Source organism: Streptomyces sp. NPDC051563 (assembly GCF_044454225.1).
Taxonomy (GTDB): domain Bacteria; phylum Actinomycetota; class Actinomycetes; order Streptomycetales; family Streptomycetaceae; genus Streptomyces.
Window position 1 is genome coordinate 63,748 of record NZ_JBITDL010000003.1, and the last position, 26,507, is coordinate 90,254.

The 26,507-nt window shown below is 68.6% G+C and carries 30 protein-coding genes and 2 tRNA genes; 18 read left to right on the top strand and 14 right to left on the bottom strand.

Annotation, left to right across the window (positions count from 1 at the left end; translation table 11 throughout):
• Positions 1-26 precede the first annotated feature (26 nt).
• From ACIA8F_RS04475 to ACIA8F_RS04485, 3 genes are all read left to right on the top strand, one after another.
• Positions 27-100: transfer RNA gene (locus ACIA8F_RS04475), tRNA-Met, on the top strand.
• A gap of 200 nt (positions 101-300) precedes the next feature.
• Entirely contained in the window at positions 301-2,232 is a 1,932-nt protein-coding gene (locus tag ACIA8F_RS04480; RefSeq protein WP_399376698.1) for a tetratricopeptide repeat protein, read from the top strand.
• 121 nt (positions 2,233-2,353) lie between these two features.
• Positions 2,354-2,427: transfer RNA gene (locus tag ACIA8F_RS04485), tRNA-Met, on the top strand.
• Between the two features lie 129 nt (positions 2,428-2,556).
• On the opposite strand, the gene ACIA8F_RS04490 is transcribed toward ACIA8F_RS04485, so the two are convergent.
• Positions 2,557-2,973: a Fur family transcriptional regulator gene (locus ACIA8F_RS04490; RefSeq protein ID WP_266881047.1), complete on the bottom strand. Its 417-nt coding sequence runs from the start codon at positions 2,971-2,973 to the stop codon at positions 2,557-2,559.
• A 149-nt stretch (positions 2,974-3,122) separates the two neighbouring features.
• On the opposite strand from ACIA8F_RS04490, the gene ACIA8F_RS04495 reads away from it, so the two are divergent.
• On the top strand, positions 3,123-4,577 hold the full coding sequence (locus tag ACIA8F_RS04495) for a catalase (protein ID WP_399376700.1): 1,455 nt from the start codon (positions 3,123-3,125) through the stop codon (positions 4,575-4,577).
• A gap of 70 nt (positions 4,578-4,647) precedes the next feature.
• Here the strand turns inward: ACIA8F_RS04495 and ACIA8F_RS04500 are convergent, their stop codons facing one another.
• The gene (locus tag ACIA8F_RS04500) at positions 4,648-5,055 is read right to left on the bottom strand and encodes a cyclic nucleotide-binding/CBS domain-containing protein (protein WP_383953246.1); all 408 of its coding nucleotides are present in this window, start codon (positions 5,053-5,055) and stop codon (positions 4,648-4,650) included.
• Between the two features lie 207 nt (positions 5,056-5,262).
• Positions 5,263-6,066 carry a histidinol-phosphatase gene (gene hisN / locus ACIA8F_RS04505; protein WP_399376703.1) on the bottom strand — a complete coding sequence of 268 codons (804 nt, stop codon included), beginning with the start codon at positions 6,064-6,066 and terminating at the stop codon, positions 5,263-5,265.
• 133 nt (positions 6,067-6,199) lie between these two features.
• On the opposite strand from hisN, the gene ACIA8F_RS04510 reads away from it, so the two are divergent.
• Positions 6,200-6,769: a TetR/AcrR family transcriptional regulator gene (locus tag ACIA8F_RS04510; RefSeq protein WP_399376704.1), complete on the top strand. Its 570-nt coding sequence runs from the start codon at positions 6,200-6,202 to the stop codon at positions 6,767-6,769.
• On the opposite strand, the gene ACIA8F_RS04515 is transcribed toward ACIA8F_RS04510, so the two are convergent.
• The 4 genes from ACIA8F_RS04515 to ACIA8F_RS04530 form a co-directional block, all read right to left on the bottom strand.
• Complete coding sequence (locus tag ACIA8F_RS04515) at positions 6,735-7,058, bottom strand: multidrug efflux SMR transporter (protein WP_112447780.1); 324 nt, start codon at positions 7,056-7,058, stop codon at positions 6,735-6,737. The genes ACIA8F_RS04510 and ACIA8F_RS04515 overlap by 35 nt on opposite strands.
• A 177-nt stretch (positions 7,059-7,235) precedes the next feature.
• Positions 7,236-8,246, bottom strand: a complete 1,011-nt coding sequence (gene rsgA / locus ACIA8F_RS04520) for a ribosome small subunit-dependent GTPase A (RefSeq protein WP_399376706.1) — start codon at positions 8,244-8,246, stop codon at positions 7,236-7,238.
• An 8-nt stretch (positions 8,247-8,254) separates the two neighbouring features.
• Positions 8,255-9,616 (bottom strand): 3-phosphoshikimate 1-carboxyvinyltransferase, encoded by a 1,362-nt coding sequence (gene aroA / locus ACIA8F_RS04525; protein WP_399376707.1) that lies wholly within the window; start codon positions 9,614-9,616, stop codon positions 8,255-8,257.
• Positions 9,617-9,714: 98 nt separating this feature from the next.
• Entirely contained in the window at positions 9,715-10,428 is a 714-nt protein-coding gene (locus ACIA8F_RS04530) for a M50 family metallopeptidase (RefSeq protein WP_399376708.1), read from the bottom strand.
• Positions 10,429-10,846: 418 nt separating this feature from the next.
• On the opposite strand from ACIA8F_RS04530, the gene ACIA8F_RS04535 reads away from it, so the two are divergent.
• The 5 genes from ACIA8F_RS04535 (at position 10,847) to ACIA8F_RS04555 (ending at position 13,732) form a co-directional block, all read left to right on the top strand.
• Positions 10,847-11,044, top strand: a complete 198-nt coding sequence (locus ACIA8F_RS04535; protein ID WP_385782670.1) for a hypothetical protein — start codon at positions 10,847-10,849, stop codon at positions 11,042-11,044.
• Complete coding sequence (locus ACIA8F_RS04540) at positions 11,028-11,555, top strand: DUF6879 family protein (RefSeq protein WP_399376709.1); 528 nt, start codon at positions 11,028-11,030, stop codon at positions 11,553-11,555. Before ACIA8F_RS04535 ends, ACIA8F_RS04540 begins: the two co-directional genes overlap by 17 nt.
• A gap of 23 nt (positions 11,556-11,578) precedes the next feature.
• Positions 11,579-12,382, top strand: coding sequence for a helix-turn-helix domain-containing protein (locus ACIA8F_RS04545; RefSeq protein WP_399376983.1), 804 nt, complete (start codon positions 11,579-11,581; stop codon positions 12,380-12,382).
• 553 nt (positions 12,383-12,935) lie between these two features.
• Positions 12,936-13,160, top strand: coding sequence for a DUF397 domain-containing protein (locus ACIA8F_RS04550; RefSeq protein WP_399376710.1), 225 nt, complete (start codon positions 12,936-12,938; stop codon positions 13,158-13,160).
• Between the two features lie 104 nt (positions 13,161-13,264).
• Positions 13,265-13,732 (top strand): hypothetical protein, encoded by a 468-nt coding sequence (locus ACIA8F_RS04555; RefSeq protein ID WP_399376711.1) that lies wholly within the window; start codon positions 13,265-13,267, stop codon positions 13,730-13,732.
• A 51-nt stretch (positions 13,733-13,783) separates the two neighbouring features.
• Here the strand turns inward: ACIA8F_RS04555 and ACIA8F_RS04560 are convergent, their stop codons facing one another.
• The 7 genes from ACIA8F_RS04560 to ACIA8F_RS04590 all read right to left on the bottom strand — a co-directional run bounded on the left by ACIA8F_RS04560 (position 13,784) and on the right by ACIA8F_RS04590 (position 18,485).
• Positions 13,784-13,969, bottom strand: a complete 186-nt coding sequence (locus ACIA8F_RS04560) for an HNH endonuclease (RefSeq protein ID WP_399376713.1) — start codon at positions 13,967-13,969, stop codon at positions 13,784-13,786.
• Between the two features lie 142 nt (positions 13,970-14,111).
• A complete protein-coding gene (locus tag ACIA8F_RS04565; protein ID WP_399376715.1) occupies positions 14,112-14,264 on the bottom strand; it encodes a hypothetical protein in 153 nt (50 codons plus the stop codon).
• The gene (locus tag ACIA8F_RS04570; RefSeq protein WP_399376717.1) at positions 14,265-14,594 is read right to left on the bottom strand and encodes a hypothetical protein; all 330 of its coding nucleotides are present in this window, start codon (positions 14,592-14,594) and stop codon (positions 14,265-14,267) included.
• A 933-nt stretch (positions 14,595-15,527) separates the two neighbouring features.
• Positions 15,528-16,394 carry a hypothetical protein gene (locus tag ACIA8F_RS04575; RefSeq protein WP_399376719.1) on the bottom strand — a complete coding sequence of 289 codons (867 nt, stop codon included), beginning with the start codon at positions 16,392-16,394 and terminating at the stop codon, positions 15,528-15,530.
• Positions 16,394-16,804, bottom strand: coding sequence for a hypothetical protein (locus ACIA8F_RS04580; protein ID WP_399376720.1), 411 nt, complete (start codon positions 16,802-16,804; stop codon positions 16,394-16,396). The genes ACIA8F_RS04575 and ACIA8F_RS04580 overlap by 1 nt, the downstream gene beginning before the upstream one ends.
• Positions 16,805-17,430: 626 nt before the next feature.
• Positions 17,431-18,234: a hypothetical protein gene (locus ACIA8F_RS04585; protein WP_399376721.1), complete on the bottom strand. Its 804-nt coding sequence runs from the start codon at positions 18,232-18,234 to the stop codon at positions 17,431-17,433.
• A gap of 2 nt (positions 18,235-18,236) precedes the next feature.
• Positions 18,237-18,485 (bottom strand): helix-turn-helix domain-containing protein, encoded by a 249-nt coding sequence (locus tag ACIA8F_RS04590; protein ID WP_399376722.1) that lies wholly within the window; start codon positions 18,483-18,485, stop codon positions 18,237-18,239.
• Positions 18,486-18,755: 270 nt separating this feature from the next.
• On the opposite strand from ACIA8F_RS04590, the gene ACIA8F_RS04595 reads away from it, so the two are divergent.
• The 8 genes from ACIA8F_RS04595 to ACIA8F_RS04630 all read left to right on the top strand — a co-directional run bounded on the left by ACIA8F_RS04595 (position 18,756) and on the right by ACIA8F_RS04630 (position 26,475).
• Positions 18,756-19,172 carry a hypothetical protein gene (locus tag ACIA8F_RS04595; protein ID WP_399376723.1) on the top strand — a complete coding sequence of 139 codons (417 nt, stop codon included), beginning with the start codon at positions 18,756-18,758 and terminating at the stop codon, positions 19,170-19,172.
• 50 nt (positions 19,173-19,222) lie between these two features.
• Positions 19,223-20,389, top strand: coding sequence for a tyrosine-type recombinase/integrase (locus ACIA8F_RS04600; RefSeq protein ID WP_399376724.1), 1,167 nt, complete (start codon positions 19,223-19,225; stop codon positions 20,387-20,389).
• 35 nt (positions 20,390-20,424) lie between these two features.
• Positions 20,425-21,240 carry an SOS response-associated peptidase gene (locus ACIA8F_RS04605; RefSeq protein WP_399376725.1) on the top strand — a complete coding sequence of 272 codons (816 nt, stop codon included), beginning with the start codon at positions 20,425-20,427 and terminating at the stop codon, positions 21,238-21,240.
• A gap of 182 nt (positions 21,241-21,422) precedes the next feature.
• On the top strand, positions 21,423-22,094 hold the full coding sequence (locus ACIA8F_RS04610; RefSeq protein ID WP_399376726.1) for an alpha/beta family hydrolase: 672 nt from the start codon (positions 21,423-21,425) through the stop codon (positions 22,092-22,094).
• Positions 22,095-22,383: 289 nt separating this feature from the next.
• Positions 22,384-23,028 carry a sigma-70 family RNA polymerase sigma factor gene (locus ACIA8F_RS04615; RefSeq protein ID WP_008741505.1) on the top strand — a complete coding sequence of 215 codons (645 nt, stop codon included), beginning with the start codon at positions 22,384-22,386 and terminating at the stop codon, positions 23,026-23,028.
• Positions 23,025-23,363 (top strand): mycothiol system anti-sigma-R factor, encoded by a 339-nt coding sequence (gene rsrA / locus ACIA8F_RS04620; RefSeq protein ID WP_266904672.1) that lies wholly within the window; start codon positions 23,025-23,027, stop codon positions 23,361-23,363. Before ACIA8F_RS04615 ends, rsrA begins: the two co-directional genes overlap by 4 nt.
• Before the next feature lie 230 nt (positions 23,364-23,593).
• Complete coding sequence (locus tag ACIA8F_RS04625; protein ID WP_399376728.1) at positions 23,594-25,219, top strand: HD-GYP domain-containing protein; 1,626 nt, start codon at positions 23,594-23,596, stop codon at positions 25,217-25,219.
• Complete coding sequence (locus ACIA8F_RS04630) at positions 25,216-26,475, top strand: HD-GYP domain-containing protein (RefSeq protein WP_399376729.1); 1,260 nt, start codon at positions 25,216-25,218, stop codon at positions 26,473-26,475. The genes ACIA8F_RS04625 and ACIA8F_RS04630 overlap by 4 nt, the downstream gene beginning before the upstream one ends.
• Positions 26,476-26,507 lie beyond the last annotated feature (32 nt).

The following is a 26,507-nucleotide window of genomic DNA, read 5'->3' on the forward strand; positions in this document are numbered from 1 at the left end:
GCGTCGTGCTACTGTTGGTTTACCGACGCGGGGTGGAGCAGCTCGGTAGCTCGCTGGGCTCATAACCCAGAGGTCGCAGGTTCAAATCCTGTCCCCGCTACTGAAGACGAAGGCCCGGATCCGATGGATCCGGGCCTTCGTCATGCCCAATCGAGTTTTTCGCCGACTCGGTCACTGGGATGGGTGAGTTGGGGTACGCGCGTGTTTGACTTGTCTCTCTGTGGGCATGTCGACAAAACGCTGTAGTGACCTCACTGACTGCGACATACCAGGTGTACGCGGGTAGCAGGTGATGCGACGATGGGATTTATGGGGGACAGGTCAACTCTGCTGGAGACAGGGCGGTTTGTGAGGGCGGACTCCGAATCGGATGCGGAGGCCGATGGGGCGGCGGCTCAGGCCGTTGACGTACGGACCGCGATGACCACGCGGGCAGTACGGACCACGGCCACGGCGCCGACCACGCCGGACGTATCGGGCGTGTCAGACGTGTCGGTCGACGCGCTGTTCGACGACGCGGTCTTCGCGCTGACCGACGCGGCCAGCGACGCCGCGCTGGAGGCACGGCACCGGGTCGCCGCCGACAAGGGGGACCCGGGCGCGATGAGCGTACTGGGTGCCCTCCTGCTGCGCCGCGGCGACCTCGCCGGAGCCGAACCCTACCTCCGCGGGGCCACCGGGGAGGGCGACCGCGCGGCCGCCAACAACCTGGGCGTCCTGCTGCACCAGCGCGGCTACCCCGAAGAGGCGGCCGGCTGGTGGCGCGTGGCCGCCGTGGCCGGATCCGCTCCCGCCGCGCACGCCCTGGGCCGCCACTACCGCGAGCGCGGCGACGAGCCCGCCGCCGAGTACTGGATGCGCCAGGCGGCGGAATCAGGCCACGCCCTGGGGGCCTACGGCCTCGCCGACCTGCTGGAGCACCGAGGTGACAAGGGAGTCGAGCGGTGGTTCCGCGCCGCCGCGGAACAGGGACACCGCGAGGCCGCCTACCGGCTCGCCCGGCACCTGCGCAAGGGCGACCCGGCCGAGGCCGAGCAGTGGTACCGGCAGGCCGCCGCGCGCGGTCACCGGCGCGCCGGGCTGCACCTGGGCGCGCTCCTGGAGGCGCGCGGGGAACTGAAGGAGGCCGGGCGCTGGTACCTCACCTCCGCCAAGCAGGGCGAGGCGCGGGCGGCCTGCGCCCTCGGCTTCCTGCTGCGCGACGCCGGCGACGAGGAGAACGCGGCCACCTGGTGGCTGCGGGCCGCCCAGGACGGCGACGGCAACGCCGCGAACGCGCTGGGCGCCCTGCACGCCGCGCGCGGCGAGACCCAGACGGCGGAGAAGTGGTACCGGGCCGCGATGGACGCGGGCGACCAGAACGGGGCGTACAACCTCGCGCTGCTCTGCGCCGCCCAGGAGCGGACCGGACCGGCCGAGCAGTGGTACCGGCGCGCCGCCTACGCCGGACACCGCGAGGCGGCGAACGCGCTGGCCATCCTGCTGCTCCAGGGCGGGGACGCGGAGGGCGCGGAGCCGTGGTTCTCGAAGGCGGCGGAGGCGGGCAGCGTGGACGCCGCCTTCAACCTCGGCATCCTGTTCGCCAGCCGGGACGAGGACCGCACCGCCCTGAAGTGGTACGAGCGGGCGGCCTCGGCGGGACACACCGACGCGGCGCTCCAGGTCGGCATCGCGCTGGTCCGCGACGGCGAGGAGCGGGCGGCGGAACGGCACCTGCGCTGCGCCGCCGGCGGCGGCAGCGCGGAGGCCGCCTTCCGGCTGGCCGCGCTGCTGGAGTCGCTGGCCCCGCCGCCGGAGCCGGTGGCGCTGGGCGAGCCGGTGGGCGGAGCCGCGCGCACCGAGAGCGAGGAGTGGTACGAGCGGGCCGCCGAGCTGGGGCACCGGCGCGCCCAGGTCCGGGTCGGCATGCTGGCCGCCGCGCGGGGCGAGCTGGGGGCGGCCGCACGGTGGTACCGGGAGGCGGCGGAGGCCGGCTCCCGCAACGGCGCCTTCAACCTGGGGCTGTTGCTGGCGCGCGAGGGCAACGAGCCCGAGGCGGCGCTGTGGTGGACCCGGGCGGCGGTGGCCGGACACGGGCGGGCGGCGCTGCGGCTGGGCTTGCTCGCGGCGCGTCAGGGAGACCTGACGGAAGGCCAGAAGTGGTGCGTGCGCGCCATGGAACTGGGCCCGGCGGAGGTCTCGGAGCGGGCGGCCCGCCTCCGCGACGCCCTGGCCGAGGAGCTCTCGGCCTGAGCCGCCCCCCTCCGCACCCCCGTCGCGCCCCCGTGGCGGAGGGGCGCGCAGGCGGTGCGGAGGGGTCCCGTTAACCGATTTGCATCTGCTTGCCGTGCTCGCGTAGAGTCAGGTTTACCGACGCGGGGTGGAGCAGCTCGGTAGCTCGCTGGGCTCATAACCCAGAGGTCGCAGGTTCAAATCCTGTCCCCGCTACTGAAGAACCGAAGGCCCGGATCCCCTGGATCCGGGCCTTCGGCCGTTCCTGAAGGCGAACGGGAACGCGGAGCGAGAAGGCCGGGAGCTCATCGAGCTCCCGGCCTTTCCCGTACGTGCTTGTGCTCCTCAGGCCCCGGCGCAGTTCGGGCACACGCCGCGGTACGTGACCTCGACCGTGGACACCGTGAAGCCGAAGCGTTCGGTGTCGGGCAGGTCGGCCAGCGGGTTGCCCGCCGGGTGTACGTCGCGGATCGCGCCGCACTGGGCGCACACCAGGTGCTGGTGGGGGCGGTGGGCGTTCGGGTCGTACCGCTTGGCGCGCCGGTCCGTGGACACCTCCAGGACCTCGCCCAGGGTGACGAGCTCGCCCAGTGTGTTGTAGACGGTCGCGCGGGAGATCTCCGGCAGCCTGTCCACGGCGCGCGCGTGCACCTCGTCGGCCGTCAGGTGAACGTGGTCACCGTCGAGCACCTCGGCCACGACGCGCCGCTGTGCGGTCATGCGCCATCCGCGTCCGCGAAGTCGTTCCAGCAGGTCACTCATGTCTGCCAGCGTAACAGCGAGGGGATTCGGTGTAACTCCCGAATCTGTGTCGACTTGGATGCTTACTTGACTTAGACAAAGTCCATCGTAGGATCGGTTACGTTAGGGCGCAGGACAGGTTTGCAGCAAATTTACGCAGGAGGCGCATAGTGACGACGCAGGGACCGCTCACCACGGAGGCCGGAGCTCCGGTTGCTGACAACCAGAACAGCGAGACCGCCGGCATCGGCGGCCCCGTTCTGGTCCAGGACCAGCTGCTGCTGGAGAAGCTCGCGCACTTCAACCGCGAGCGCATCCCGGAGCGCGTGGTGCACGCCCGTGGCGCCGGTGCCTACGGCACGTTCACGCTGACCCGCGACGTCTCGCAGTGGACCCGGGCGAAGTTCCTGTCCGAGGTCGGCAAGGAGACCGAGACCTTCCTGCGCTTCTCCACCGTCGCCGGCAACCTCGGCTCGGCCGACGCCGTGCGCGACCCCCGCGGCTGGGCGCTGAAGTTCTACACCGAAGAGGGCAACTACGACCTCGTCGGCAACAACACCCCGGTGTTCTTCATCAAGGACGCCATCAAGTTCCCCGACTTCATCCACACCCAGAAGCGCGACCCGTACACGGGCTCGCAGGAGGCGGACAACGTCTGGGACTTCTGGGGTCTGTCGCCCGAGTCCACCCACCAGGTGACCTGGCTGTTCGGTGACCGCGGCATCCCGGCGTCCTACCGCCACATGAACGGCTTCGGCTCGCACACGTTCCAGTGGAACAACGAGGCCGGCGAGGTCTTCTGGGTCAAGTACCACTTCAAGACCGACCAGGGCATCAAGAACCTCACCCAGGCCGAGGCCAACCAGCTCGCCGGTGAGGACCCCGACTCGCACCAGCGCGACCTGCGCGAGTCCATCGAGCGCGGCGACTTCCCGTCCTGGACCGTGCAGGTCCAGATCATGCCGGCGGCCGAGGCGGCCGACTACCGCTTCAACCCGTTCGACCTCACCAAGGTGTGGCCGCACGCGGACTACCCGCTGATCGAGATCGGCAAGCTGGAGCTCAACCGCAACCCGGAGAACGTCTTCGCCGAGGTCGAGCAGTCGATCTTCTCCCCGGCGCACTTCGTCCCCGGCATCGGTCCGTCCCCGGACAAGATGCTCCAGGGCCGTCTCTTCGGCTACGGCGACGCCCACCGCTACCGCGTCGGCATCAACGCCGACCACCTGCCGGTGAACCGTCCGCACGCCACCGAGGCGCGCACCAACTCCCGCGACGGCTACCTGTACGACGGCCGCCACAAGGGCGCGAAGAACTACGAGCCGAACAGCTTCGGCGGCCCGCACCAGACGGACCGCCCGCTGTGGCAGCCGGTCGCGCTGACGGGCGGCACGGGCAACCACGCCGCGCCCGTCCACAGCGAGGACAACGACTTCGTCCAGGCGGGCAACCTCTACCGCCTGTACTCGGAGGACGAGAAGGCCCGTCTGATCGAGAACCTCTCGGGCTTCATCGCCAAGGTCTCCCGCGACGACATCGTCGAGCGTGCGATCAACAACTTCCGCCAGGCGGACGGTGACTTCGGCAAGCGTCTCGAGGCCGCGGTCCAGGCCCTCCGCGCCTGATCGACGCCTTGCCGTAGCAGGCCGACGGGCCGGTGCTCCCCTTGCGGGGGCGCCGGCCCGTCGGCCGTTCCTACGCGGGCACGGAGGCGGGCACGGTGGTGCGCCGCGCCGGGGCCCAGCAGCGGATGACATCGCGCACGGACACGATGCCCACCGGGCCGCCGTGCTCCAGGACGATCAGATGACGGAAGCCGCCGTGGGCCATCGCCTCGGCGGCTTCCTGCACGGTGGCCTCCGGGGTGCAGAAGACCACGTTGTTGGTGGTGTGCGCGCCCACGGACTCCCGGTCGGGATCGTGGCCCGCGCCGAGCGAGTTGAGGATGTCGCGCTCGGTCAGGATGCCGATGCCGCTGTGTTCGGGGTCGAGGACGACGGCGGCGCCGACGCGCCGGCCGGACATCAGGCAGGCCGCCTGTCGCAGGGTGTGAGTGGGGCCGAGGGTGAGGATCACGGTGCTCATGGCGTCGCGGACGAGCATGAAGAGAGCCACCTCCTGGTGAGTCCCTCCGCTTGGGTGGGGTGCGCGCGAGGGGCCGCACTTAGAGAAGCCCTTCACAAGCGCACAAGCGGAGGAGTCTCAGATTCCCACGCACACGGAGTGTCAGCAAGGAGGCGCGTAAGGGGCACATTCGGCACGTACGGGCGCAGGCCACCGCCACGGCGGCGCGCGCCCGTCCCGCGAGCCTCAGCCGCGCGGGCGCAGCAGGTCCAGCATCTCCGCGTGCAGCAGCCCGTTCGAGGCCGCCGCGTTGCCGCCGTGCACCCCGTCCACCCCGTCCAGGGCGGTGAAGCGGCCGCCGGCCTCCTCCACCACGACCGCCAGGGCCGCCATGTCCCACAGGTTCAGCTCCGGCTCGGCGCACAGGTCGAGCGAGCCCTCGGCCACCATCATGTACGGCCAGAAGTCCCCGTAGCCCCGGGTGCGCCAGCAGGCGCGGGTCAGGTCCAGGAAGCCGGGCAGCCGCCCCTGCTCCTCCCAGCCGCTCAGCGAGGAGTAGGCGAAGGAGGCGTCGCCCAGGGTGGCGACCTTGGAGACGCCGAGCGGCGTGGTCTCGCCGAGCGCGCCCCCCGTGTAGGCGCCCTGGCCGCGGGCGGCCCACCAGCGGCGGCCCAGGGCCGGGGCCGACACCACGCCGACGACGGGACGGAAGACCCCGTCGGCCTGTTCCTCCATGAGCGAGATCAGCGTCGCCCACACCGGCACGCCGCGCACGTAGTTCTTCGTCCCGTCGATCGGGTCCACGACCCAGCGGCGCGGGCCGTCGCCCTTGAGGCCGTACTCCTCGCCCAGGATCGCGTCGGCCGGCCGTGCGGCGGAGATCCCGGCCCGGATGATCTCCTCGGTGGCGGTGTCGGCCTCGCTCACCGGGGTCATGTCGGGCTTGGTCTCGACCTTGAGGTCGAGGGCGCGGAACCGCTCCATCGTGGCGGCGTCCGCCGCATCGGCGAGTTCGAGGGCAAGGCGCAGGTCATCGTCATACTCGGGCATGCCAGAACCCTACCCAGGCGGCCGGTCCGCCGGGGAAGGCGTCCACGGTGCGGCACGGGCACCCTTGACAGGATCTGTCGGTCCGTCAACTCTGACGGAAACGTCGACCGGAGGCGTCACAGGGGAGGCGACGGTGGCCACGGCCCGGGAGTCCTTGCTCGAAGCGGCGGGAGGGGCGCTCGCGGCGCGCCCGTGGCCGGCCGTGCGGATGACCGACGTGGCCGCGGCCGCCGGGGTCTCTAGGCAGACCCTCTACAACGAGTTCGCCGGCAAGACGGGACTGGGCCACGCACTGGTCCGCCGCGACGCGGCCTGGTACCTCGACGGGGTGGACCGGGTCCTGGCCGCCCCGGGCGCTCCCGCCGAACGGCTCGCGGCGGTCGTGGAGTGGACCGTGCGCGCGGGCCTGGAGCGTCCCCTCGTACGGGCCCTGCTGACGGGGTGCTGGAACGGGAACTTACCCGTCCCGGCCGGCCGCGGGGTCCGGCCGGGACTGCCCGCACTGGGACCAGCCGAGCTGATCCGCGGGGTCCGGGAGCGGGCCCGGTCCGCGTTCGGGGCGCAGGAGGGGGCGCAGTGGTGCGAGCTCGCCGTGCGGCTCGCGCTGTCCTACCTGGTCGCCCCGGCCGAGCCGCCGGAGCCGGGGCATGCCGGGCTGCTCCGGCTGCTCAGTGGGACGAGCCCGAGAGCTGGAGCCCGATGACGCCGAGGATCACCAGCGAGATCGAGACGAGTTTGAGGGTGGAGACCAGGTCCCCGAGGAAGACCATCCCGTAGATCGCGGTACCGGCCGCCCCGATGCCGGTCCACACCGCGTACGCCGGTCCCACGTCCAGCTTCTTCAGGGCCAGCGTCAGCAGACCGAAGCTGCCGAGCGCGAAGCACGCGAAGGCGATGGTCGGCCACAGCCGGGTGAAGCCGTGCGACAGCTTGAGGCAGACCGCGAACCCCGTTTCCAGGATCCCGGCGACCACGACCAGCAGCCACGCCATGGCGTATGCCTCCCCGCGTCATGTGACGCGCTCACGGGACGGGCCCGGGCGTCACTTGGTGCGATTATGCATTTACCAGACATCGGTAACGGCAAACCCCGCCGGTCCTTCACCCTTCGATCGGTTGCCCGGCCCCGGCGGCCCCGGCGGCCCCGGCGGCCCGGCCGCCCCGCCCGGTCAGTCGCCCTCGCGGCGCTCCCGCGTCTGCAGCAGACGGCGCAGCGAGTACAGCCGCGCCGGATCCGCGTGGCCGTCCTCCACCCACTTGTCGAGCGCGCAGTCCGGCTCGTCGTGGCTGCAGGCGCGCGGGCACCCCTCCGTGCCCGGAACCAGCTCCGGGAAGGCCAGGATGACCCGGGACGGGTCCACGTGGTGCAGGCCGAAGGACCGTACGCCCGGGGTGTCGATGACCCAGCCGTCCCCGCCCGGCAGCGGCAGCGCGAGCGCCGAGGTGGTGGTGTGCCGGCCCCGGCCGGTCACCGCGTTGACCACGCCCGTCGCGCGCTGGCGGCCCTCGGCGACCAGCGAGTTCACCAGCGTGGTCTTGCCGACGCCCGAGTGGCCGACGAAGGCGGTGATCCGGCCGTTCAGGTGCTCGCGCACCCGGTCGGCCGCGTCGCCCGCCGCCAGCTCCTCGCGGTTGGTCACCACGTAGTTCAGGCCGAAGGTCGAGTAGATCTCCAGGATCTTGTCCGCGGAGGTCAGGTCGGACTTCGTGAGCACGAGCAGCGGTTCCAGCCCGGCGTCGTACGCGGCCACCAGACAGCGGTCGATCATCCGGGGGCGCGGCTCCGGATCGGCCAGCGCCGTCACGATGGCCAGCTGGTCGGCATTGGCGACGACCACGCGCTCGTACGGGTCGTCGTCGTCGGCCGTGCGCCGCAGGACCGACTTGCGCGCCTCGATCCGCACGATGCGGGCGAGGGTGTCCTTCTTGCCGGACAGGTCACCGACGATCCAGACCCGGTCCCCGACCACCGCCGCCTTGCGGCCCAGCTCGCGGGCCTTCATCGCGTGCACCGGGCGGCCGTCGACCAGGCAGGTGAGCCGGCCGCGGTCCACGGTGAGGACGAAGCCCTCGGCCGCGTCCTCGTGCTTGGGGCGGATGGTCGTACGCGGCCGGTTGCCCTTGGGGTTGGGCCGCTGGCGGATGTCGTCCTCGTCGGTGTGCTTCCCGTACCTGCGCATGACCGGCCCTACGCTCCCACGCCTGCCGGAGCCGCTTCGGCCCGGGCGAGCATGTCCGCCCACATCTGCGGGAAGTCCGGCAGGGTCTTCGCGGTCGTCCCCACGTTCTCGATGAGCACGCCCTCCACCGCCAGGCCGATCACGGCGCCGGCCGTGGCCATCCGGTGGTCGTCGTACGTGTGGAACGTGCCGCCGTGCAGTGCGCGCGGCCGGATCCGCAGACCGTCCGCGGTCTCCGTGACATCGCCGCCCAGCCCGTTGATCTCCCTGGTGAGCGCCGCCAGCCGGTCCGTCTCGTGCAGCCGCAGGTGCTGCACCCCGCGCAGCACCGACTCCGAGTCGGCCAGCGCCGCGACCGCCGCGATGCCCGGGGTGAGCTCCCCGACCTCGCCCAGGTCCACGTCGATCCCGTGGATCTTGCCGGTGCCGGTGAAGACCAGGCCCGCGTCCGTCAGCTCGCAGGAGCCGCCCATCTCCGTGAAGATCCGGCGCAGCGCGTCACCGGGCTGCGTGGTGCGGCGCGGCCAGTCCGGGATGGTGACCGTGCCGCCGGTGATCAGGGCCGCCGCCAGGAAGGGCTGCGCGTTGGACAGGTCCGGCTCCACGACCAGGTCGCGGCCGAGCAGGGCGCCGGGGGCGACCCGCCAGACGTTCTTCTCGCCGCCGGACTCGGGGGTGTCGACCTGCGCGCCCGCCGCGCGCAGCATCTCCACCGTCATCCGGATGTGCGGCATGGACGGCAGGTTGGTGCCCACGTGCCGGACCTCGACGCCCTGGTTGAAGCGCGGGGCGGAGAGCAGCAGCGCGGAGACGAACTGCGAGGAGTTCGTGGCGTCGATCTCGACGGTCCCGCCCTCCAGGGCCCCGCCGCCCTGGACGGTCAGCGGCAGCGCCCCGCGGCCGTCGTCGTCGATGCGGGCGCCGAGCGTGCGCAGCGCCGTGATGACCTGGCCCAGGGGGCGCTCGTAGGAGCGCGGGTCCCCGTCGAAGCGGATGTCGCCGGAGGCGAGGGTGGCGACGGGCGGCAGGAAGCGCATGACCGTGCCCGCGTTGCCGACGTCGACCGTGGCCGGACCGTGCAGGGAGGCCGGGATGACCCGCCAGGCCTCGCCGTTGTCGCCCTGGCCGGCGGAGCTGGAGGAGACCGTCTCCTCGATGCCGACGCCCAGCGCGCGCAGCGCGTCGGACATCAGCTGGGAGTCGCGCGAACGCAGCGGGCGGCGCACCCAGCCCGGCTCGGAGGCGAGCGCGGCGAGCACGAGGGCGCGGTTGGTGACCGATTTGGACCCGGGCACGGTGACGGTGGCCTGGACGGCGGTGTCGGCGAGCGGGGCGGGCCAGAGGGCGGGGAGCGCGGGGGTCTCGGTCATGGCCACCACTTTAGTGGCTTCCCATGGCCGCAGATCTTGATCACCGGGGGAGTCTCGGCGGGCGGACACCCGCCGGCGGGTAGCCGGCCGGCAGCCGGTCAGAGCGCCAGCAGCCAGCGGCCGCCGCCGATGAGCGAGCACAGCGCCACCACGTGGAAGAGCAGCAGCCACACCACCGGGTGCACGTGGGTGAGCCGTCCGAGCTGGTCGGCGTCGGAGTCGGGGGCCCCGCCGCCCCGGCGCTTCGCCCCGAGTTCGAAGACCGGCCGGACGCCGCCGAGGAGCAGGAACCACACCACGGCGTACGCGAAGACCGCCTGCACGTCCGCGGGGGCCAGCCAGGAGACCAGGACGAAGGTGGCGCCCGTGACCAGCACCGTCAGCAGCCCGTACGCGTTGCGGATCATCACCAGCACCGCCAGCAGCAGGGCGGTCGCCGCCCACAGCAGCAGGGTGATCCGGTGCGCCGAGAGCAGGGCCGCGCCGCCCAGGCCGAGCAGGGAGGGCGCCGTGTACCCGGCGGCCGCCGTGAGGACCATCCCGATGCCGGTGGGCTTGCCGCGGCTGACGGTGACCCCGCTGGTGTCCGAGTGCAGCCGGATCCCGTCCAGGCTGCGGCCCGTCAGCAGCGCCAGCAGTCCGTGACCGCCCTCGTGCGCGATGGTGATCGCGTTGCGCGACAGCCGCCACACCGGCCGGGGCCCCACCGCGATGAGCGCCGCCAGCCCCGTCAGGATCACCAGCCACTGGTCGGGCGCGGCCTGTATGCCGGTGAGCCGGTCCCACAGGCCGGCCGTGGTGCTGGTGTTCATGAGGTGGCGGACTCCTTGTCGTGGCGTTCGGGTGACATGGCAGTGTGGCAGCCATGTGCGGTAGGTATTGAGAACGCCGACCTAACATGACTCGCCTGTGAGGGCAAAACAGCAGGTCAAAGGGATAGGGCCCCGGAGTGATCCGGGGCCTTTCTCATGCCCGTGCTGGTTCCGTGCTGGGTCCCGTGGGGACTGTTTCGGACCGCTTGGGACCACTGAGCTGGTGCTGTGCTGACTAGGACGCTCGGGGCAGTGGCCCGGGTTCCTGCCCCCGGAGCAGCGTGGGAATTCCTACACTGCTGGCCGACGCGATCCGGCCGACCGCAACGGTTTCCAGTAGTGGAAACCAGAACCCCTTGCCCCACCCTCACCCTCCCGACAGCATCGGACCGGACACCAGCGGCGACGAGGGGGAACAGTGGCTACCGAACTGACACGGCTGGTCGGAGACTGCGACGAGGGCGAGTGCCCCACCATCTACGTCACCGACCGGGGCACCCTCGCGTTCCAGGGGGAGGAGATCACCGACCACGGGCGAACCATCCCCGCGCACGAAACCATGGTCGAGATCCCGATCGAACTCATCCGGAAGGCCATCCGTGACAACCTCATCTAAGTCCCTGGGGGACTGGCTCAAGGACTTCGAGCAGGAAGCGTTCCGCCTCGAAACGCTGGACGACTACAGCCAGTCCGGTGGCGTCGGTGCCTATCAAGACTTCCTCGCTGGAAAGCCTCAGCCTGAGGACTTCAAGACGGCCGACTGGGTCACCACAGTGGGCAACGCGACTCAGGCCGGTAAGCGCATGTACCGCGTCCACATCGTCACCCGGCCCCTTACAGATTATCTCCGCTTCGAACTCGGATGGGGGTATATCCGTAACATGGCGGCCGGGGAAGAGTTCTTCATCCTCGACATCACCGAGCAGGAAAATCCTATCCCGAATGCGCCCGACTTCTGGATGTTCGACAACCACACTGTCGGCGCCATGAGCTACGACAACGAGGGCAAGTACCTGGGAACTGAATTCACCGGGGAAGGTCAGTTGTTTGAGTTCCTGACATACCGGGATTTGGCTCTGGCTGCGGCCGTGCCGTTTCCCGACTGGTGGGCACAGTACGGCGAGTGAACAGATCTAGTCTCGGGTCAGCGTTGCGGGCACTGCGGGAGTCCTCCGGAATGGAGGCCAAAGCGGTAGCCCGCAATGCTGCTATGTCCCGTTCCAAGCTCTCCAAGATTGAAAACGGCAACACGTCGCCCAGCGTCACCGACGTTGACTGCATTCTCACCGCCATAGGCGTGTCTGAGGAAGTCAAGGCCGAGTACATGGCAATCGCGAGGGCGGAAGCCACAGAGGTGACCGCATGGCGCCTCGTCCGGCGCTTGGGCTACAGCCGGAAGCAGCAGCAGGTGCAAGCCGTGGAGGCCCAAACGAACCTTCTGCGCCTCTTTCAGCCCTCCCTCGTTCCAGGGCTTCTCCAAACCCCGGAATACATTCGGGCCGTGTTCCTCCGAAAGAACGTCACAGACGTACAGCTGGAGCGCACCATCAGCGCGAGGCTAGCCCGCCAAACGGTCCTCCACGCTGAGGGCAAGACATTCCGATTCGTGATCACGGAATCCGTGCTTCGCTGGCGTATCGTCCCTCCGCTCGTAATGGTTGGCCAACTCGACCGAATCGTGTCTGTCTCCCGGCTCCCCAACGTTGACATCCGGGTTGTTCCGTTGGGTGCCCCGCAGGTCGACTTTCCTGGACACTCGTTCTCCATCAAGGATGATCGAACAGTGGCTGTCGAAATGGTTCATGCCGAGATCGTGGTAACCGATCCCAGGGACGTTGCCCCGTACATCGCCAAATTCGGCGGGTTCGCCAGCGTGGCGGTTTCTGGTGATGATATGCGCGCCTTCGTTGAGTCGATCCGCGACGGGTTTTTGCGCGAACAGGAAACCACCTAGAACGAAGCCTTTCGCTCGTACACCATTGGTTGCCGATGCACGGGGACGGCAGCGAAGGGGTGCGGCATGGCAAGGGCGAAGAAGGTAGAGGCACCGGCATTCGACCGGGACGTTTGGGAGTACCTGACTTACGCACCCGGACAGCAGTGCTCGACCTGCAAGCGCAAGGTGAAATCGCTGGAGCCCGTCCTGAGGCGCAGCGTTGACCGCACCTCGGGTGCGCCCTCCGTGGTCTACCGGCACAACGTGTGCCCCAGTGCTGAGAGCGTGGCCGCGTGATGGACATGCAGACGTGGCGGGACGGCCACACGCGGGCCACTGACGCACTCGAATCTCTCCGCGCGTCCCTCGGGTCTCTGGGTATCTCTGAGGCCGTGTGGACCGGGATGCGCCCCACGGTGACCTTCAACGGCCTTCCGTACGTCCACCTGGGGATGCTCCCGGCTGACGTGGTGGAGCAGATAGCCGAAGCCCTGCGGGGTACGAAGACTTCCGCTCACTGAGGGGCGGGGGACGGCCTTACGGGGCCGTCAGTAGATCAGAAAGGGCAACGATGACCGACCTGTACGCGCTCAACATCGACATGGCCGCCTTCTCGAAGGCGTGCGGAGGCAACACCCACCCGGACGGCGAGGCGTGCGTGACCCTCGCCAAGATCGGCCCGGACGCTTGGGCCGTGGGTGACAGCAAGCGGCCGGACGTACAGCCGCTGCGCTTCACGACGGCGGAGCTGGACGCGGCGGGTATCAACCCCGCGCGGTTCGACCTCTCCGCCTGATCCACAGCACCACCTGAACTGACGGCCCTGCCCTCACGCCGACGGGTGGGGCCGTCGTCATTCCCAGGAACGCACGATGGGCAAGGCCCAGAGTTGGAGCAGCAGTGCACCACCACGGTTTCGCATGGCTTGGGGAGAAGTCGGAGTTCGACAAGGAGGGCGTCCGGCGTCCTGCGGGGGAGCCTCCGACTGCTGGCAGCCCGCAAGAGGTCATCGACCGGTACAGGCAGGCTGTTGCCGAGTTCCCCGTGAGCGGCATGCCGCCGATCCAGACGGCCCACTGGCTGATGAAGCCCCCCTCGACGATCCGTGGGACATGGGAGGAGCCGAAGGAGGCCGGCGAATGGCTGGGCCTCCAACTCGCAGAGTTTGCACCACGGTTCGCCTCCCACCAGGACGCCGAGGCAACGAGGCTCCTGCTGCTGGTGAAGTCCGCTGTCGAGCGGCTGACGTGGGGTGGGGACGTGTCCCTCGGCCACTACCTCAGCGGGAAGGTGTTTCACTCCGCAGCGCTGGTGACCTGCTCCCCGAACCGAGCCGAACCCGGCCTGCCCTGCCCGCTCGACAAGTAGCTCCGCGGTAGGCCTTTGGTCCTGCGGCCGGCAGGGCCGTTGGGCCCGTCTTCAGTCCAGTGAGCCCAGCACTCGACTACCTCGACGGGACGGCAGGGAACGAGCTTCCCGAGTCTGCCGCTTACCGGCCGCCGACTCCCGGGCGGTCTTTCGATCGTGAGGGTGCTTGCAGAGCACCTGACAGTTGGTGGCGATGGATCGCCCGCCGTGTGACACCGGCACGATGTGGTCCACCACCGCGCCAGGGGCAAGACAGAGGTCTCCCGTGTCATGGCGTACGTGGACGCACAGCCCACTGTCACGACGCCAGGTTGCGGCACGGACCGCAGGCCAGTGCGAAGGGAGATGCTCCTTGCGGGTAGAGCTGCCCCATCCGTGGCTACTCAATATCTCCGGCCTCCTTCAGAATCTCCGCATACTCGGTCCGTAGCATTCCATCCGGGCTCACTATCCCGTCCATGTAGGTCCACATGAGTCGGGCTATTCGAAGATGCTCGGCATTTTCGGTAGGATCGTCGATCCATTCGGCCATCTAGATACTCCTCGGCGTCGAATTCCGGCGACGAGATGGCGCCGCACTGGTCGGCTTCTGCACCATCCCCAGCATCTTGTCCGAGAGGGCGCGCGACTGGCGAGCCTCCGCAATTGCAGGATGGAGGACGTAGACGCCGTTCCGATTCCCGCCAGGAATCATCCGGCCCTCTCGCTTCACCAATTCGTCCATGGATTCAGCTCGCGCAATATGCTGCGAAGCGGACTCCACGTAACGCTTCTCAAATCCAGACAGGCGAATTCCATCCGCCTCATATTTGGCCAGTAGCTCGGCCTCGATTCGCCGGGCCGGCGTGCTCTTTGTGGTCATGAGGTCCTTTCGAGTGATAGGGGCTCTGTTGGAGCCCGGCAATTGCAAGGGTTGCGTCCGCCCTGAGTGAGAGCCAAAACCTGGTCCTGACCAGTAGTGGCAAGGGTTCTGGCCCGCCCGAAGGGCATCTGGGGCGTGCAGCGGATCAGAAACGCTATGACGTCTCGGGCAAAAAGCGAGCGAAGTCAGGGCGCCCCCCACCCTCATGCGTCGATCTGCAACGAAAATTTTCACACCAGATCAATTCTTTCTCGAATGCATTTCGCTTCTTCAGTCAAAACTTCGAACTGAAAAGTTTGAAACTGTTTCCTTCGATCGAATTGATTTGATCCAATCAATCGGCGCGTATGCATCCACTTCTGTGGAAGCGTGCTCGATGACCCCAATCGCTTACGTGTGAGTAAACAGGAGGCTCGTTCGTCAAGCAGCTGTGACTTTCGAATCGAAAATCATTTGATTTGTTCGCTCAAACTTGCACAACTAATCATCAAGCTCCATCCGGCGATGCCTGCGAGTTAGTGGTGGTGAAGCAAGGAAGGGTCGGGCGCATCATCACGCCCGACCCTTCTAGATCCGCCTCTATCCCTCATTGCGTAGGTGTCGCAGCCAATGAAGTGCAAACCATTCGTTCTCCCGTATTTCGTCTGAGGTGTGCGGTCTATTCGTGGGATCTAGCCCACCTCGTCCAAGTGGGCGGGAATGTGTCGGAGGCTCCTCCTCTACGATGTACTTCCGTCCATCCCAACCTCTGCGAATCTTCATCGGTAGTCCGCCCAAGCCAGATAATCCGCGAGTATCTGCATCTGATGTCGAGCCTTTTCGACATTCTCGGGACTGGGATCAGAGCATCCTTCAAAACCGACTGAGGGGGCCGCGGTGTCCGGCTCGTCTTCGGTGACGAAGTACTGGCCATTGACTCGTCGTACGTTCATGTCAAGCCCCCTTAATCTGCTTGGCAGCCTTGCGCTGCTCGTAGTTTTCCCGCTCGGCAGGGGAGAGCTGAGAGGCCATCCAATACCGGACTCCCTTGCCGGGAGTGGCCATCTCGGAAATCTTCTCCAGAGCCTCAGCGGCGCTGACCCCGTTGTTTCCTCCGGGGTTCAGCCCACCGGTTCCCAGGCGGTTGCCCAGCCGCTTGAACTCGACTCCGTCAAGGTCTGCGCATGCGTCCGGCAGGTGGCTGATGATGCTCTTCCGTGCAGCAAGGGAACCCCGGATGGTCTGGACAGCGGTCGCAACTTCGTCCGTGAGCCGCTGGAGTTCCTTGTCCGCCCACTTCCGGTAGGCGGGGGTGGCCCAGCATCGTTCCCGCTCAGAAGCCAGCTCAGCGGCCCGTGCAGCCACGTTCTCAGCAGCTACCGGGATACCTGCTTCGAGGCGGTCCAGGGAGCTGTGGGCGGTGATCAGAGCGGTGTCATTCATGGCTGGGGCCGGGGCCGGGGGCAGGGGCTTGCCAGCCTGGACAGCAGCAGACACGGCTTCCTGATGCTTGGTCAGGCTGCGGTGCCGGCCTTCGACTGCTGTGGCGAACTCCGCCTGGCGCGCGGCGTGTTCAGTCAGAAGGTCGGAGAGGTAGGCCCGAGCCTTGTCCAGGTTCTTGCCCGCAGTCTTCACCCCGCCGTCGTCGGTCGAGTGAGGGTCGTACGCCGAAGCGGTCGGCGGGACCTTGAAGGCCTCTCGGTGCGTTGGCTCAGACTGGCGGCGCAGCTTGGCTTCGAGAGCGCGGATCTGCTCCTGAGCGTCGAGGCCCGCCGCGTAGACAGCGCGGCCCTGGGCGTGGTCGATCATGTTGCTCTGCATCAGTGGTTCTCCTTGCTGGCCGCATCCAGGGCGGCCTTAGTCATTTCCTTGATTCGCTCCTCGTCGTGGAGCTTCTTTGCTTCGTCCAGGCCTCGCTGGTGAGCGATGGAGGCGAAGGGAGACTTGGCCGGATCGCGGCCCGGCTCAACCAGCCCCAGGAAGTCCCCCACGGGGGTGCTGTATGCCTGCACAGAGCCGTCCCGGGTCAACACGAGGGAGTACCCGCGCTGGCCTCCGTTCGCGACTCCAGGTGCCGCAGGGAGGATGGCGAAGTTGAGCACCGGTGAGGTGTAGAGCAACTTCGACCCCATGGGAACGTGGTATTCACCGCTGGGTGTGCGTCGCCAAACAGGCGGCTTGTAGAACACAGCTCGATATCCGTGAGCGGGAATGAGCGTCTCAGTCGTCACAGCGGACACCCCGATAAGCGAGGCCGGCGAGCAGGTCCTCAGCGAATAGGTTCCGGGGCAGGAACCGCTTGTTCGGGCAACCCTTCACGTGAAGTCGATCCCCGTTTGGATTGTTGGACGGGAATGCTGCCCACATGATGGTCAGCTCGGGATCAGACTCATAGGTCTCGATGGTCTTGCATTGAGGAAGGCAACCAGATTCCTTCACGCTGCACACTCCTTCTTGATTCGAACCCGGCGGTGTTCGCTACTCCAGGTTCGGTTGTAGTCGCTGAAGCAGGAGCGACACCAGGCCTGGCGTCCACTCTTGTGGACCGCACTCTTGTTGAACTCGCCTATCGGCTTCTTACGCTCGCACCGGCTGCAACACTTCACGTCGTTCATAGGCTCCCGTTCTGGCCAGAATCAGTGCGGTAAATAGAAGAGCAACCCACATCGGTGGGCTGCTGGATGGGGAGAGGCCCCGACAGTTCCTGCCTGTCGGGGCATCCGCCCTGGTGGAGTAAACCCCCTCCATGTTTAAGTAGTGCCGCAAATGGGCCATGGCTGACCGGATGTCGCTGTAATGTGTTCGCTTACAGCAAAGCCCCCGGCTGTCGAGAACCGGGGGCTAAGGATGGGTGAGTTCAGGTCAGGACAAGATGAAAGTCTTTGCCTCCGATGCCGCCGAACGCGGCAATCTCAGGACAGACGAGAACGTTATGGTGGAGTTCGCCAGCAACTCGCAGCTGTGGTTTGTAGACCACCTCGTGGTCCTGGCTGCCGCAGGGGCAGTCAGGTGCTCCAGAGCCACCCGAGCCTGTCGGCTCGGAATCAGGAACTGATGGAGAGCTGACAGGAGAGGTCAGGTCAGCAGAGTCACGACACCCTTCAGGGGTGTCTACATGTGAAGTCATATCTGTAGCCGGACTCACCGGCGCTACCTCTACTTTACTTTCACGACCTTCCGGGTCGGGAGTCAGAGAGATCTGAGTCAAGGGTCCCGGGTCAAGGGTCCCGGGACCTGAGTTATGAGTCATGGGTTGAGGGTCATGGGTTAGTTCCCGTATGCGGGAGGGTTTGGGGAGAACCTCCACCCTCCTGGCGCACCTCTGGAGCTCGTCGTATTCCTCGTGCAACCGTTCAGGTACGAGGAGTGACACCTCGTAGGCACGGCTCTTCGTACCCCAAACGTGTAGGAAGCCGCATTCCATCATCACCTTCCTTACTTCCCTGAATTCGTGGCTGTTCCCTCTGTAGCCAGCCTGTTTAGAAATGGTGGAATCGGCCACGAACGTCTTACCGTTGGATCGGTTCAGGTGCGTGAGGATTCCGATGACGTACTCCATGCCGTTCCGGCCGATAGGAAGGTCCCCTTCGGTTCGTTGCTCTCGGATCATCTCCAGGTAGAGCCACTTGTTACCCTTCGCGGGATTGAAGACATGGATCATGTTTACGCTTCTCCCTGCTGGTCAATCCAGCGATTGAGGTCATTGGGTCGGCATCGCAAGCGCTGACCAATCTTCTTGAACGGGATTCCCTGCGACTTGTGGTTGTCGTAGACCCAGTGCTTTGGGACAGCAAGTACATGAGCCACATCGTCGATGGTCAAAAGTTGAGTCATGGGGCCTCTCGGTGTGGTCACTGTGGGTAGAGCCGGCTGTCGGCGCAGCGTCACTGCGGGGAGCCATGCCACCACCATACGGCAGTCCGAACTGCACTCTAGGCGAGTTCGGAATGGTCGTTGTCACACTTTCCGAACTTGACTACATTCGGGTTCGGTGCATAGTTTCGTTGTATGACAACAGGTGAGCAAGGCGGTCAAGGGCGTGAGGGGCTGGGCCAGCTTCCAGACGGCTGGGCCTGGACTCCTTACGGCGGAAGCTTCCTCCGATGGACCCGCTACTACGGCCCTTGGCGGGTTCAGCTGACGTGGCCGCCGGATGGAGAACCGTTCGGGGGCCCGCACGACTTGGAGATCACGTTCATTCCCGGCGGGGTCGACATCGCAGACATTGACGAGGCCGTGGAGATTGCTACGGCGACTGAAGGAATCCCGTCGTCCGTGCTGACGGCGATCCCGCTCTCTGAGGTCAAGCAGACTGCGCGACGCATCCTCGCTGGGGCGAGCGAGGTGGAGCCCTGGCCCGTGCCCAAGAGGTGTCGGACGGAGGAGGACTACGCCCTCTTGGTTGCGGAGCTAATCCGGATCAGGCAAACGGGCAGTGCCGCACCTCAGCAGGTTCTCGCCGAGCGTCTGGGGATCAGCAAGGGAACGATGTCGGAACGGGTGAAGCGTGCACGTGAGCTTGCACTCATCCCCCCCGATTCACTCACTCTCACCAATAAGGCTCAGCGCTTGCTGAGTGAGTTCAAAGACAGCGATTAGAACGCCGCGCTCCTGCCACGTGGCACGGCAACGGAAGATCAGCACCACTCATGGCTACGACGTTCCAGAAGTGCAAGACCGACCAGAAGAGCAAGGAGTATCCGTGTCCGCAGACCCGCTGTAAGCACACGTGGACCGTTCGGTACCGGGAGCCCGGAGGGCGTGCCGGACGGCAGCGTGAGAAGTCGTTCCCGACCAAGAAGCAGGCTGAAGACCACGGCCTGAAGATGGAGAACGACAAGCGCGAAGGGACTTACCTCGACCCCAAGCGCGGGGCCGTGCCGGTCAAGGTCTACGCCGAGAAGTGGGTAGCGCGCCAGCATCTGGCCGTGGGGACGGAAGGGGTCTACGACCGGGCGTTCCGGCTGCACATCTTCCCCGCCCTCGGTCACCGGCTGCTCTCCACCCTCCGGCCCGAGGACATCGAGACGCTCGCTCGCGAGATGACGGCGGCGGGGCTCACCCCAAACTCTGTCGACGCCTACATGACGCCCCTGCGGTCCGTGTGCAAGGCGGCCGTGAACAACGGCGACATCGGCCGCAACCCGTTCACCGGGGCCAAGCTCCCGAAGCTGCCGAGCAAGGCAGTGGACGACAAGCGACTTCCCACCGGACAGCAAATCCAAGACATCGCAGACGAGTTCCGTCCCGAGCTGGCGCTCTCCATCTGGCTCATGGCTGGGCTCGGATTGCGTACCGGGGAAGTGCTGGGCCTGCGGGTCGGTGACTTCGACGAGGACCGTGTGAGGGTCCGCCGTCAGATCACCAGGGGCAAGGGCGGCCGGGGTCTCCTGGTGGGGCCTCTCAAGCACCGGCGTGAGGGCGACTGGCGGGACGTGCCACTACCGACGAACATCCGTGAGGCCGTGGCCGAGCACGTCGCCACACACGGCACAGGGCCGGACGGAGCGCTGTTCCAGACCCGTACCGGCAACCACGTGGCCACCTCGGACTTCGCCACGCACTTCCGGAAGGTGGTCAGGCTCCTGGACTACACGTGGTCGCCCCACGATCTCAGGCACTGGTTCGCCTCTACGGCGCTCAGCAGTGGTCTGCCACTCTTGGACGTGTCCAGGTGGCTGGGGCACAGGAACATCAGCGAGACGGCTGACACGTACGGGCACCTGACACCGGACAGCACCGGACGGGCGATCCGGGTGATGGATGTAGCGATTACTCAGCACCGTGCTGGTTTGGTGCTGGATGTGGCCGCGTGACGTAGCGTTCACGCAGGTCAGAGGGGCGGAAGAGTATGTGCGGTAGGTATGCAGCGAGTCGTGGGCCGGAGGAGCTGGCCGAGGTCTTCGGGGTGGAGCGGTGGGAGCCGGAGGAGGTGCTGGCACCCGACTGGAACGTGGCTCCGACGAAAGAGGTCCACGTCGTCCTCGACCGTCCCCTGAAAGACGCTCCGAACCCGCGTCCGGTTCGCCAGCTGAGGGTCCTGAAATGGGGGCTCGTCCCGTCCTGGGCGCAGAATCCCGACGGAGCCGCCCGGATGATCAACGCCCGGTCCGAGACCATCGCCGAGAAGCCGTCCTTCCGCCGCCCCTTCGCGCAGCGCCGCTGCATCATCCCGGCGGACGGCTACTACGAGTGGGTCACCGCCCACGACGAGCGGCAGCTCGAGGTCGAGGGCAAGAAGAAGCGGTCGCGCAAGCAGCCCTACTTCGTCCTGCCCCGCGACGGCTCCGTCTTCGCCATGGCCGGGATATACGAGTTCAGGCGCGACCGGACCCTGCCCGACGCCCATCCGCTCGCCTGGTGGGCGACCTGCTCGGTGATCACCACCGAGGCCGAGGCGGGTCCGCTCGGCGTCGCCCCCGCCGAGGGCCCGCGCTCGCTCGCCGACATCCACCCCCGGATGCCGCTGATGCTCACCCCGGACCGGTGGGACGCCTGGCTGGACCCGGCGCGGACCGACCCCGACGAGCTCCAGGCCCTGCTGGCCCCGCCGCCGGGCGGGCTGATGCGCGCCTATCCGGTGTCCACGGCCGCGAGCAACGTCCGCAACAACGGGCCCGAGCTGCTGGAGGAGCTGGAAGGCCCGGAGGAGGGCACGCTCTTCTGACGCCCGCTCCTGACGCCCGCTCCTGACGCCTGCTTCTGACGCCCGCTCCTGCGCGCGCCTCTGACGCCCGCTCCTGACCCCCGCGGGGGATGCGGAGGGTCCCGGCGTCACTCCGACGGCCCCGCCGCTCCGGACGGCCCCGGCACCGGCCCCCGGGCGCCGCCGGACGGCATGATCGGGGCATGAGCAGCACGCGCACCGAGCGCACCGAGACGGTCGGCACCCCGGCGGGCGAGGCCCGCATCACCTGGCATCCGGCCCCGGCGGGCACGGCCCGCCTGGTGCTCGCCCTGGGGCACGGAGCCGGCGGCGGGATCGAGGCCCGGGACCTCCAGGCCCTGGCCGCGGCCCTGCCCGCCCTGGGGATCACCGTGGCGCTGGCCGAACAGCCCTGGCGGGTCGCCGGGAAGAAGGTCGCCGCCGCGCCCAAGGTGCTGGACGCGGGCTGGCGCGCCCTGTGGCCCGCCTTCGCCGGGCCCGGGCTGCCCGTGGTCGCGGGCGGCCGCAGCGCCGGGGCCCGGGTGGCCTGCCGGACCGCGGCGGAGCTGGGCGCGGCCGGGGTGCTCGCGCTGGCCTTCCCGCTGCACCCGCCGGGCCGGCCGGAGAAGTCCCGGGCCGAGGAGCTGCTGGGCGCCGGGCGGCCGGTGCTGGTGGTCCAGGGGGGCCGCGACGCCTTCGGGCGGCCGGCGGAGTTCCCGGCGCGGGGAGCGCGCGGAGCCTCGTACGAGCTGGTGGAGGTGGAGGGCGGGGACCACGGCTTCGCCGTGCCGAAGCGGACCGGCCCCACCCAGGAGGAGGCCCTGGCGGTGATCACCGGGGCGGTGGCCGGATGGCTCGGTCGGCTGCCGGTGTGACCTACGCCCCGGCGCCGGGGCGGCTTTGGTCCCGAAACCGCGCCCGGCCCGGGAATGCGCCGCCCGGGCCGCCTGTTGTCCCGGATGTCGGTACGTACGGAAGACGTCGGAGGAGAGGCAACGCATGACCCAGGTCATCAGCCAGAACCGTCCGCAGGCCGCTGACCTGGACTGGACAGTGCTGCCCGCGCCCAAGCGCGGCACGGTTCGGGCGGCGGGCGACCGGGATGGTCGACTATTCTCCGATTCGAGCGGGTCCGCTTTCGGAGTCGCCACGCAGTCGGAGGAGGTGGGTCCTGTCGCCGGGACCGACGAAGGCCACGCGGAGGAGACGACCCCGGAGCGCAATGCGCGCTTCGAGAGGGATGCCCTCGGCTACCTCGACCAGATGTACTCGGCCGCCCTGCGCATGACGCGCAATCCGGCCGACGCCGAGGACCTGGTCCAGGAGACGTACGCGAAGGCGTACGCGTCCTTCCACCAGTTCCGAGAGGGCACCAACCTCAAGGCGTGGCTGTACCGCATTCTGACCAACACCTTCATCAACTCGTACCGCAAGAAGCAGCGCGAACCCCAGCGCAGTGCGGCCGAGGAGATCGAGGACTGGCAGCTTGCGCGCGCCGAGTCGCACATGTCGACGGGCTTGCGTTCCGCCGAGTCGCAGGCTCTCGATCACCTGCCCGATTCCGACGTGAAGGAAGCGCTCCAGGCCATTCCGGAGGAGTTCCGCATCGCGGTCTATCTTGCCGACGTAGAGGGCTTTGCGTACAAGGAGATCGCGGACATCATGGGTACACCCATCGGTACGGTCATGTCGCGACTGCACCGTGGCCGCCGTCAACTCCGTGGAATGCTTGAGGACTACGCCCGTGAGCGCGGGCTCGTCCCGGCCGGCGCGGGAGAGTCGAACGACCTGAAAGGCTCGGGCTCATGAGCTGCGGAGATGCGCACGAGACGGAGTGCTCCGAGGTCCTGGACCACCTTTATGAGTTCCTGGACCAGGAGATGCCCGACAGCGACTGCACGAAGTTCGAGGCGCACTTCGGCGAGTGCAATCCCTGTCTGGAGAAGTACGGCCTGGAGCAGGCCGTGAAGAAGCTGGTCAAGCGCTGCTGCGGATCGGACGACGTGCCGACCGACCTGCGCTCGAAGGTGATGGGACGGATCGAGCTCATCCGTTCGGGGCAGGCGGTGCCGGACCATGACATTACGGCCGCACCGCCCGAGCCGGCCGTCGCCGAGCCGATGCCGGGATCAGCGGCGGGCTGAAAAAGTTGAAACCCGGCCGTGTTCGCCGGTGAAGTAGTACCTGATTGAACAATCTCGAACAGCCGCCCCCGGAAGGGCACTTCGTTCACTCGAAGGTGGTAATCCGGGGGCGTCCGCATGGTGCAATGCGAAAATGTGGCCCACCTCGCTCCAGGGCCCACTTATTCTCCCCATTCGGGTACTGGTTTGATTCGTACCTGACTTGCACGGCTCAGGGGGAGGAGAGCGCCATGCGGGTACTTCCGCCGTTGGCGCGCGCCTGCGTCCTGAGCGCCGTCCTCGCCGGCCTCGCCTGCGTCGTCCCGGCCCTCACCGGTTCCGCCACCCCCTGGCCGTCCATCGGCCTGCTCGCCGTGCTCTACCTCGGCTGCGAACTCGTCAAGGTCTGCCCGCTCATGGGCCGCCGGGTGCCCGAGGGCCTCGGCTCCTTCTTCCCCGTGGTGCTGGCCGCCGTCTTCCTCCTGCCGCCCGCCGCCGCGGCCCTCGTCGCCCTGCCCGGCGGACTCGCCGGGACCGTCACCGCGCGGCCCGCCTGGGTGCGCCGCATCTGGCACGGGGCACAGCAGTCCATAGCCGCCTTCACCGCCGGACAGGTCTACGGGCTGCTGGGCGGCCCCGGCGCCCTGGGCGCGGGCCCCTCCGGCGGGACCGGGCCACCGGGACCGCAAGGACCCGGTGGCCCGGGCGGCCCGGCCGCCTGGGTCGCCGACTTTCCGTACGTGATGCTCCCCGCAGCCGCCGCGGCCGTCGCCTTCTGCCTGGTGCTGACCGCCCTCGACGGCTGCATCCTGGCCGCCGCCGAACGCCGGCCCGCCGCCACCGCCTGGCGGGGCCTGGTCACCCGGTCCCTCGCCCCGCACTGCGTCCACGGCCTCGCCGGGCTGATGATGGCCGTCATGTGGCGCAGCCCGTACGGACTCCCGGCCGCACTGCTCGTCATGCTGCCGATGTACATCTCCTGCTGGGTCTTCGCCCAGTACCACCGCGAGCGCGCCGCCCACCAGGCCACCATCCGGGCACTGGTGCAGGCCGTCGACATCAAGGACCGCTACACGCGCGGCCACAGCGAGCGGGTCGGACAGGCCTCGGCGATGATCGCCCGCGAGCTGGGCATGGGCGAGGAACGCCTCGAAGTCGTCCGCATCGCCGGGATCCTGCACGACGTGGGCAAACTCGGCGTCCCGACCCGGCTGCTGCGCAAGGACGGACCGCTGACCCCCGAAGAGCGCAGGATCATCGAACTCCACCCCGAATACGGACACGAGATGGTGCGCGGCATCGGCTTCCTGGGCGAGGCCCGCGCGGCGATCCTGCACCACCACGAGCGGGTGGACGGCTCCGGCTACCCCTACGGGCTGACCGGGGAACAGATCCCGGTGCTCGCCCGGGTCGTGGCGGTCGCCGACGCCTTCGACGCGATGACCTCGACCCGCTCGTACAGCAGGGCCCGGCCCGTACGGGTGGCCCTGGCCGAGCTGGAACGGTGCGCGGGGGCCCAGTTCGACCCCGACATGGTGCAGGCGCTGGTCGACGCGATCGGCCGCCAGGGCTGGCATCCGAAGGTGACCTCGGACGACGACCTCCAGGTGATCCCGGCCGCCGCCGGCGAGGCTCCCGACGCTGCGCCGCCGGGGGCCCTGCGCGCGGCCGTGCCCGCCGGAGCGGCGCTGACCGGACTGCCCGCCCAGGCCGGCCACGGCGCAGGCGCAGCGCAGACCCGCGGGAGCGGGAGCGGCCCGCTCCCGGCCGCCGGGGACCCCTGCCACTGCCTGCCGGGATCCGCCGCGGAACCCGGAGCGGGCGCCGAGGAGGCGCCGCGGACCCCCGGCTCCCCGGCTGCGGGGGCCGGCCGGTGAGGGGCTGGGCCGTCGGCACCGTGCGCGGGGCCGCCGCAGCGCTGACCGTGGCCGCGCTCGGGCACACCGTGTGGAACGGCCTGACCGACCCGGGCATCGCCCTGGCCTTCGGCACCCTGATCACCATCGGCGAGCTCGCCCGCCGGGACAGCGGCGACGCCGCGCGCCAGCAGCCCGCGCCGCTCGGATCCGCGGGGGCGCTCGCGTACGCCCTGCTCGGGCAGAACGCCGGAGCCCCCACCCACCACGGGGTCCTGCAGATCGTCGCTGTGGTGGTCACGGCCGCGCTCCTCGGCATCGTCCCGCACATCGCCCGGGGCCGCGGACCCGCCCTCGACCACCTGGCCCGCCGCGTCCTCACCGTCACCTTCGCCGCCGTCTGCTTCCAGCCGCTCTACAACTCCGGACAGCTGGAACACCGGGTCGGCCAGGGCCCGTACCTCGTGGTCTTCCTGGTCCTCGTGCTCGGGCTCACCGCCCTGTGCGACGCGGTCCTCGGCGCCGCCCTCGCCGGGGCGCGGACCGGATGGCCGTTCGCCCCGCTGCTCCGCGACGAGCTCCGCGCGCAGCTGGGCATCGGCTCCGCGATCTGCGCCACCGGCGTGGTCATGGCCCTCGGGGTCGCCGTCGCCGGCCTGTGGGCGGTCCCGGTCTTCAGCGTGCCCCTGCTCCTGACCCAGATGTCCTTCCACCGGATCACCGCCATCCGCACCACCTACCGCCAGACCATCACCTCCCTCGCCCGCGCCACCGAGATCGCCGGCTACACCCGGCCCGGCCACTCCCGCCGGGTCGCCGCGCTCAGCTGCGCCGTGGGCCGGGAGCTGGGCCTCTCGGAGCGGGAGCTCACGGTCCTGGAGTACGCCGCCCTCATGCACGACATCGGGCAGCTCTCCCTCGTCGACCCGGTCCCGGCCGGGGCCACCGCCGAGCTCCCCGAGGCAGAGGCCCGCCGGATCGCCGGGCTCGGGGGCGAGGTGGCCCGCCAGACGGGGGTCCCGGCCGAGGTGGCGGTCGTCGTGGAGCTGCAGGCGGATCCGTACCGTGACCAGCCGGTCGCCGCCCGCATCGTGCGCGCGGTCAACGCGTACGACGACCTCTGCGGCGGGGCCCGTCACCCGGGCGGCTCATTGGAGGCCCTGGAGCGGCTGCGCCTGGGGACCGGGCACGATTACCAGCCGGAAGTCGTGGAGTGTCTCGCCAGGGTGCTCGCCCGGGGCGGACGTGCCAGAGTCGTACCCGTCCCTCCTGGGTAACCCATGGGTAATGAGCGGCCGTCCGAGTGGGC

Bases quoted from the DNA above. Each gene is read 5' to 3' on its own strand.
- ACIA8F_RS04575 (WP_399376719.1), bottom strand. From the start codon at position 16,394: ATGCAGAGCAACATGATCGACCACGCCCAGGGCCGCGCTGTCTACGCG.
- ACIA8F_RS04515 (WP_112447780.1), bottom strand. From the start codon at position 7,058: ATGGCGTGGCTGCTGGTCGTGGTCGCCGGGATCCTGGAAACGGGGTTC.
- hisN (WP_399376703.1), bottom strand. From the start codon at position 6,066: ATGCCCGAGTATGACGATGACCTGCGCCTTGCCCTCGAACTCGCCGAT.
- ACIA8F_RS04590 (WP_399376722.1), bottom strand. From the start codon at position 18,485: ATGGTGGTGGCATGGCTCCCCGCAGTGACGCTGCGCCGACAGCCGGCT.
- rsgA (WP_399376706.1), bottom strand. From the start codon at position 8,246: ATGCGCAGGTACGGGAAGCACACCGACGAGGACGACATCCGCCAGCGG.
- ACIA8F_RS04610 (WP_399376726.1), top strand. From the start codon at position 21,423: ATGAGCAGCACGCGCACCGAGCGCACCGAGACGGTCGGCACCCCGGCG.
- ACIA8F_RS04570 (WP_399376717.1), bottom strand. From the start codon at position 14,594: ATGACCACAAAGAGCACGCCGGCCCGGCGAATCGAGGCCGAGCTACTG.
- ACIA8F_RS04480 (WP_399376698.1), top strand. From the start codon at position 301: ATGGGATTTATGGGGGACAGGTCAACTCTGCTGGAGACAGGGCGGTTT.
- ACIA8F_RS04490 (WP_266881047.1), bottom strand. From the start codon at position 2,973: ATGAGTGACCTGCTGGAACGACTTCGCGGACGCGGATGGCGCATGACC.
- ACIA8F_RS04625 (WP_399376728.1), top strand. From the start codon at position 23,594: ATGCGGGTACTTCCGCCGTTGGCGCGCGCCTGCGTCCTGAGCGCCGTC.
- ACIA8F_RS04550 (WP_399376710.1), top strand. From the start codon at position 12,936: ATGACCGACCTGTACGCGCTCAACATCGACATGGCCGCCTTCTCGAAG.
- aroA (WP_399376707.1), bottom strand. From the start codon at position 9,616: ATGACCGAGACCCCCGCGCTCCCCGCCCTCTGGCCCGCCCCGCTCGCC.
- ACIA8F_RS04600 (WP_399376724.1), top strand. From the start codon at position 19,223: ATGGCTACGACGTTCCAGAAGTGCAAGACCGACCAGAAGAGCAAGGAG.
- ACIA8F_RS04565 (WP_399376715.1), bottom strand. From the start codon at position 14,264: ATGGCCGAATGGATCGACGATCCTACCGAAAATGCCGAGCATCTTCGA.
- ACIA8F_RS04530 (WP_399376708.1), bottom strand. From the start codon at position 10,428: ATGAACACCAGCACCACGGCCGGCCTGTGGGACCGGCTCACCGGCATA.
- rsrA (WP_266904672.1), top strand. From the start codon at position 23,025: ATGAGCTGCGGAGATGCGCACGAGACGGAGTGCTCCGAGGTCCTGGAC.
- ACIA8F_RS04605 (WP_399376725.1), top strand. From the start codon at position 20,425: ATGTGCGGTAGGTATGCAGCGAGTCGTGGGCCGGAGGAGCTGGCCGAG.
- ACIA8F_RS04585 (WP_399376721.1), bottom strand. From the start codon at position 18,234: ATGATCCATGTCTTCAATCCCGCGAAGGGTAACAAGTGGCTCTACCTG.
- ACIA8F_RS04500 (WP_383953246.1), bottom strand. From the start codon at position 5,055: ATGCTCGTCCGCGACGCCATGAGCACCGTGATCCTCACCCTCGGCCCC.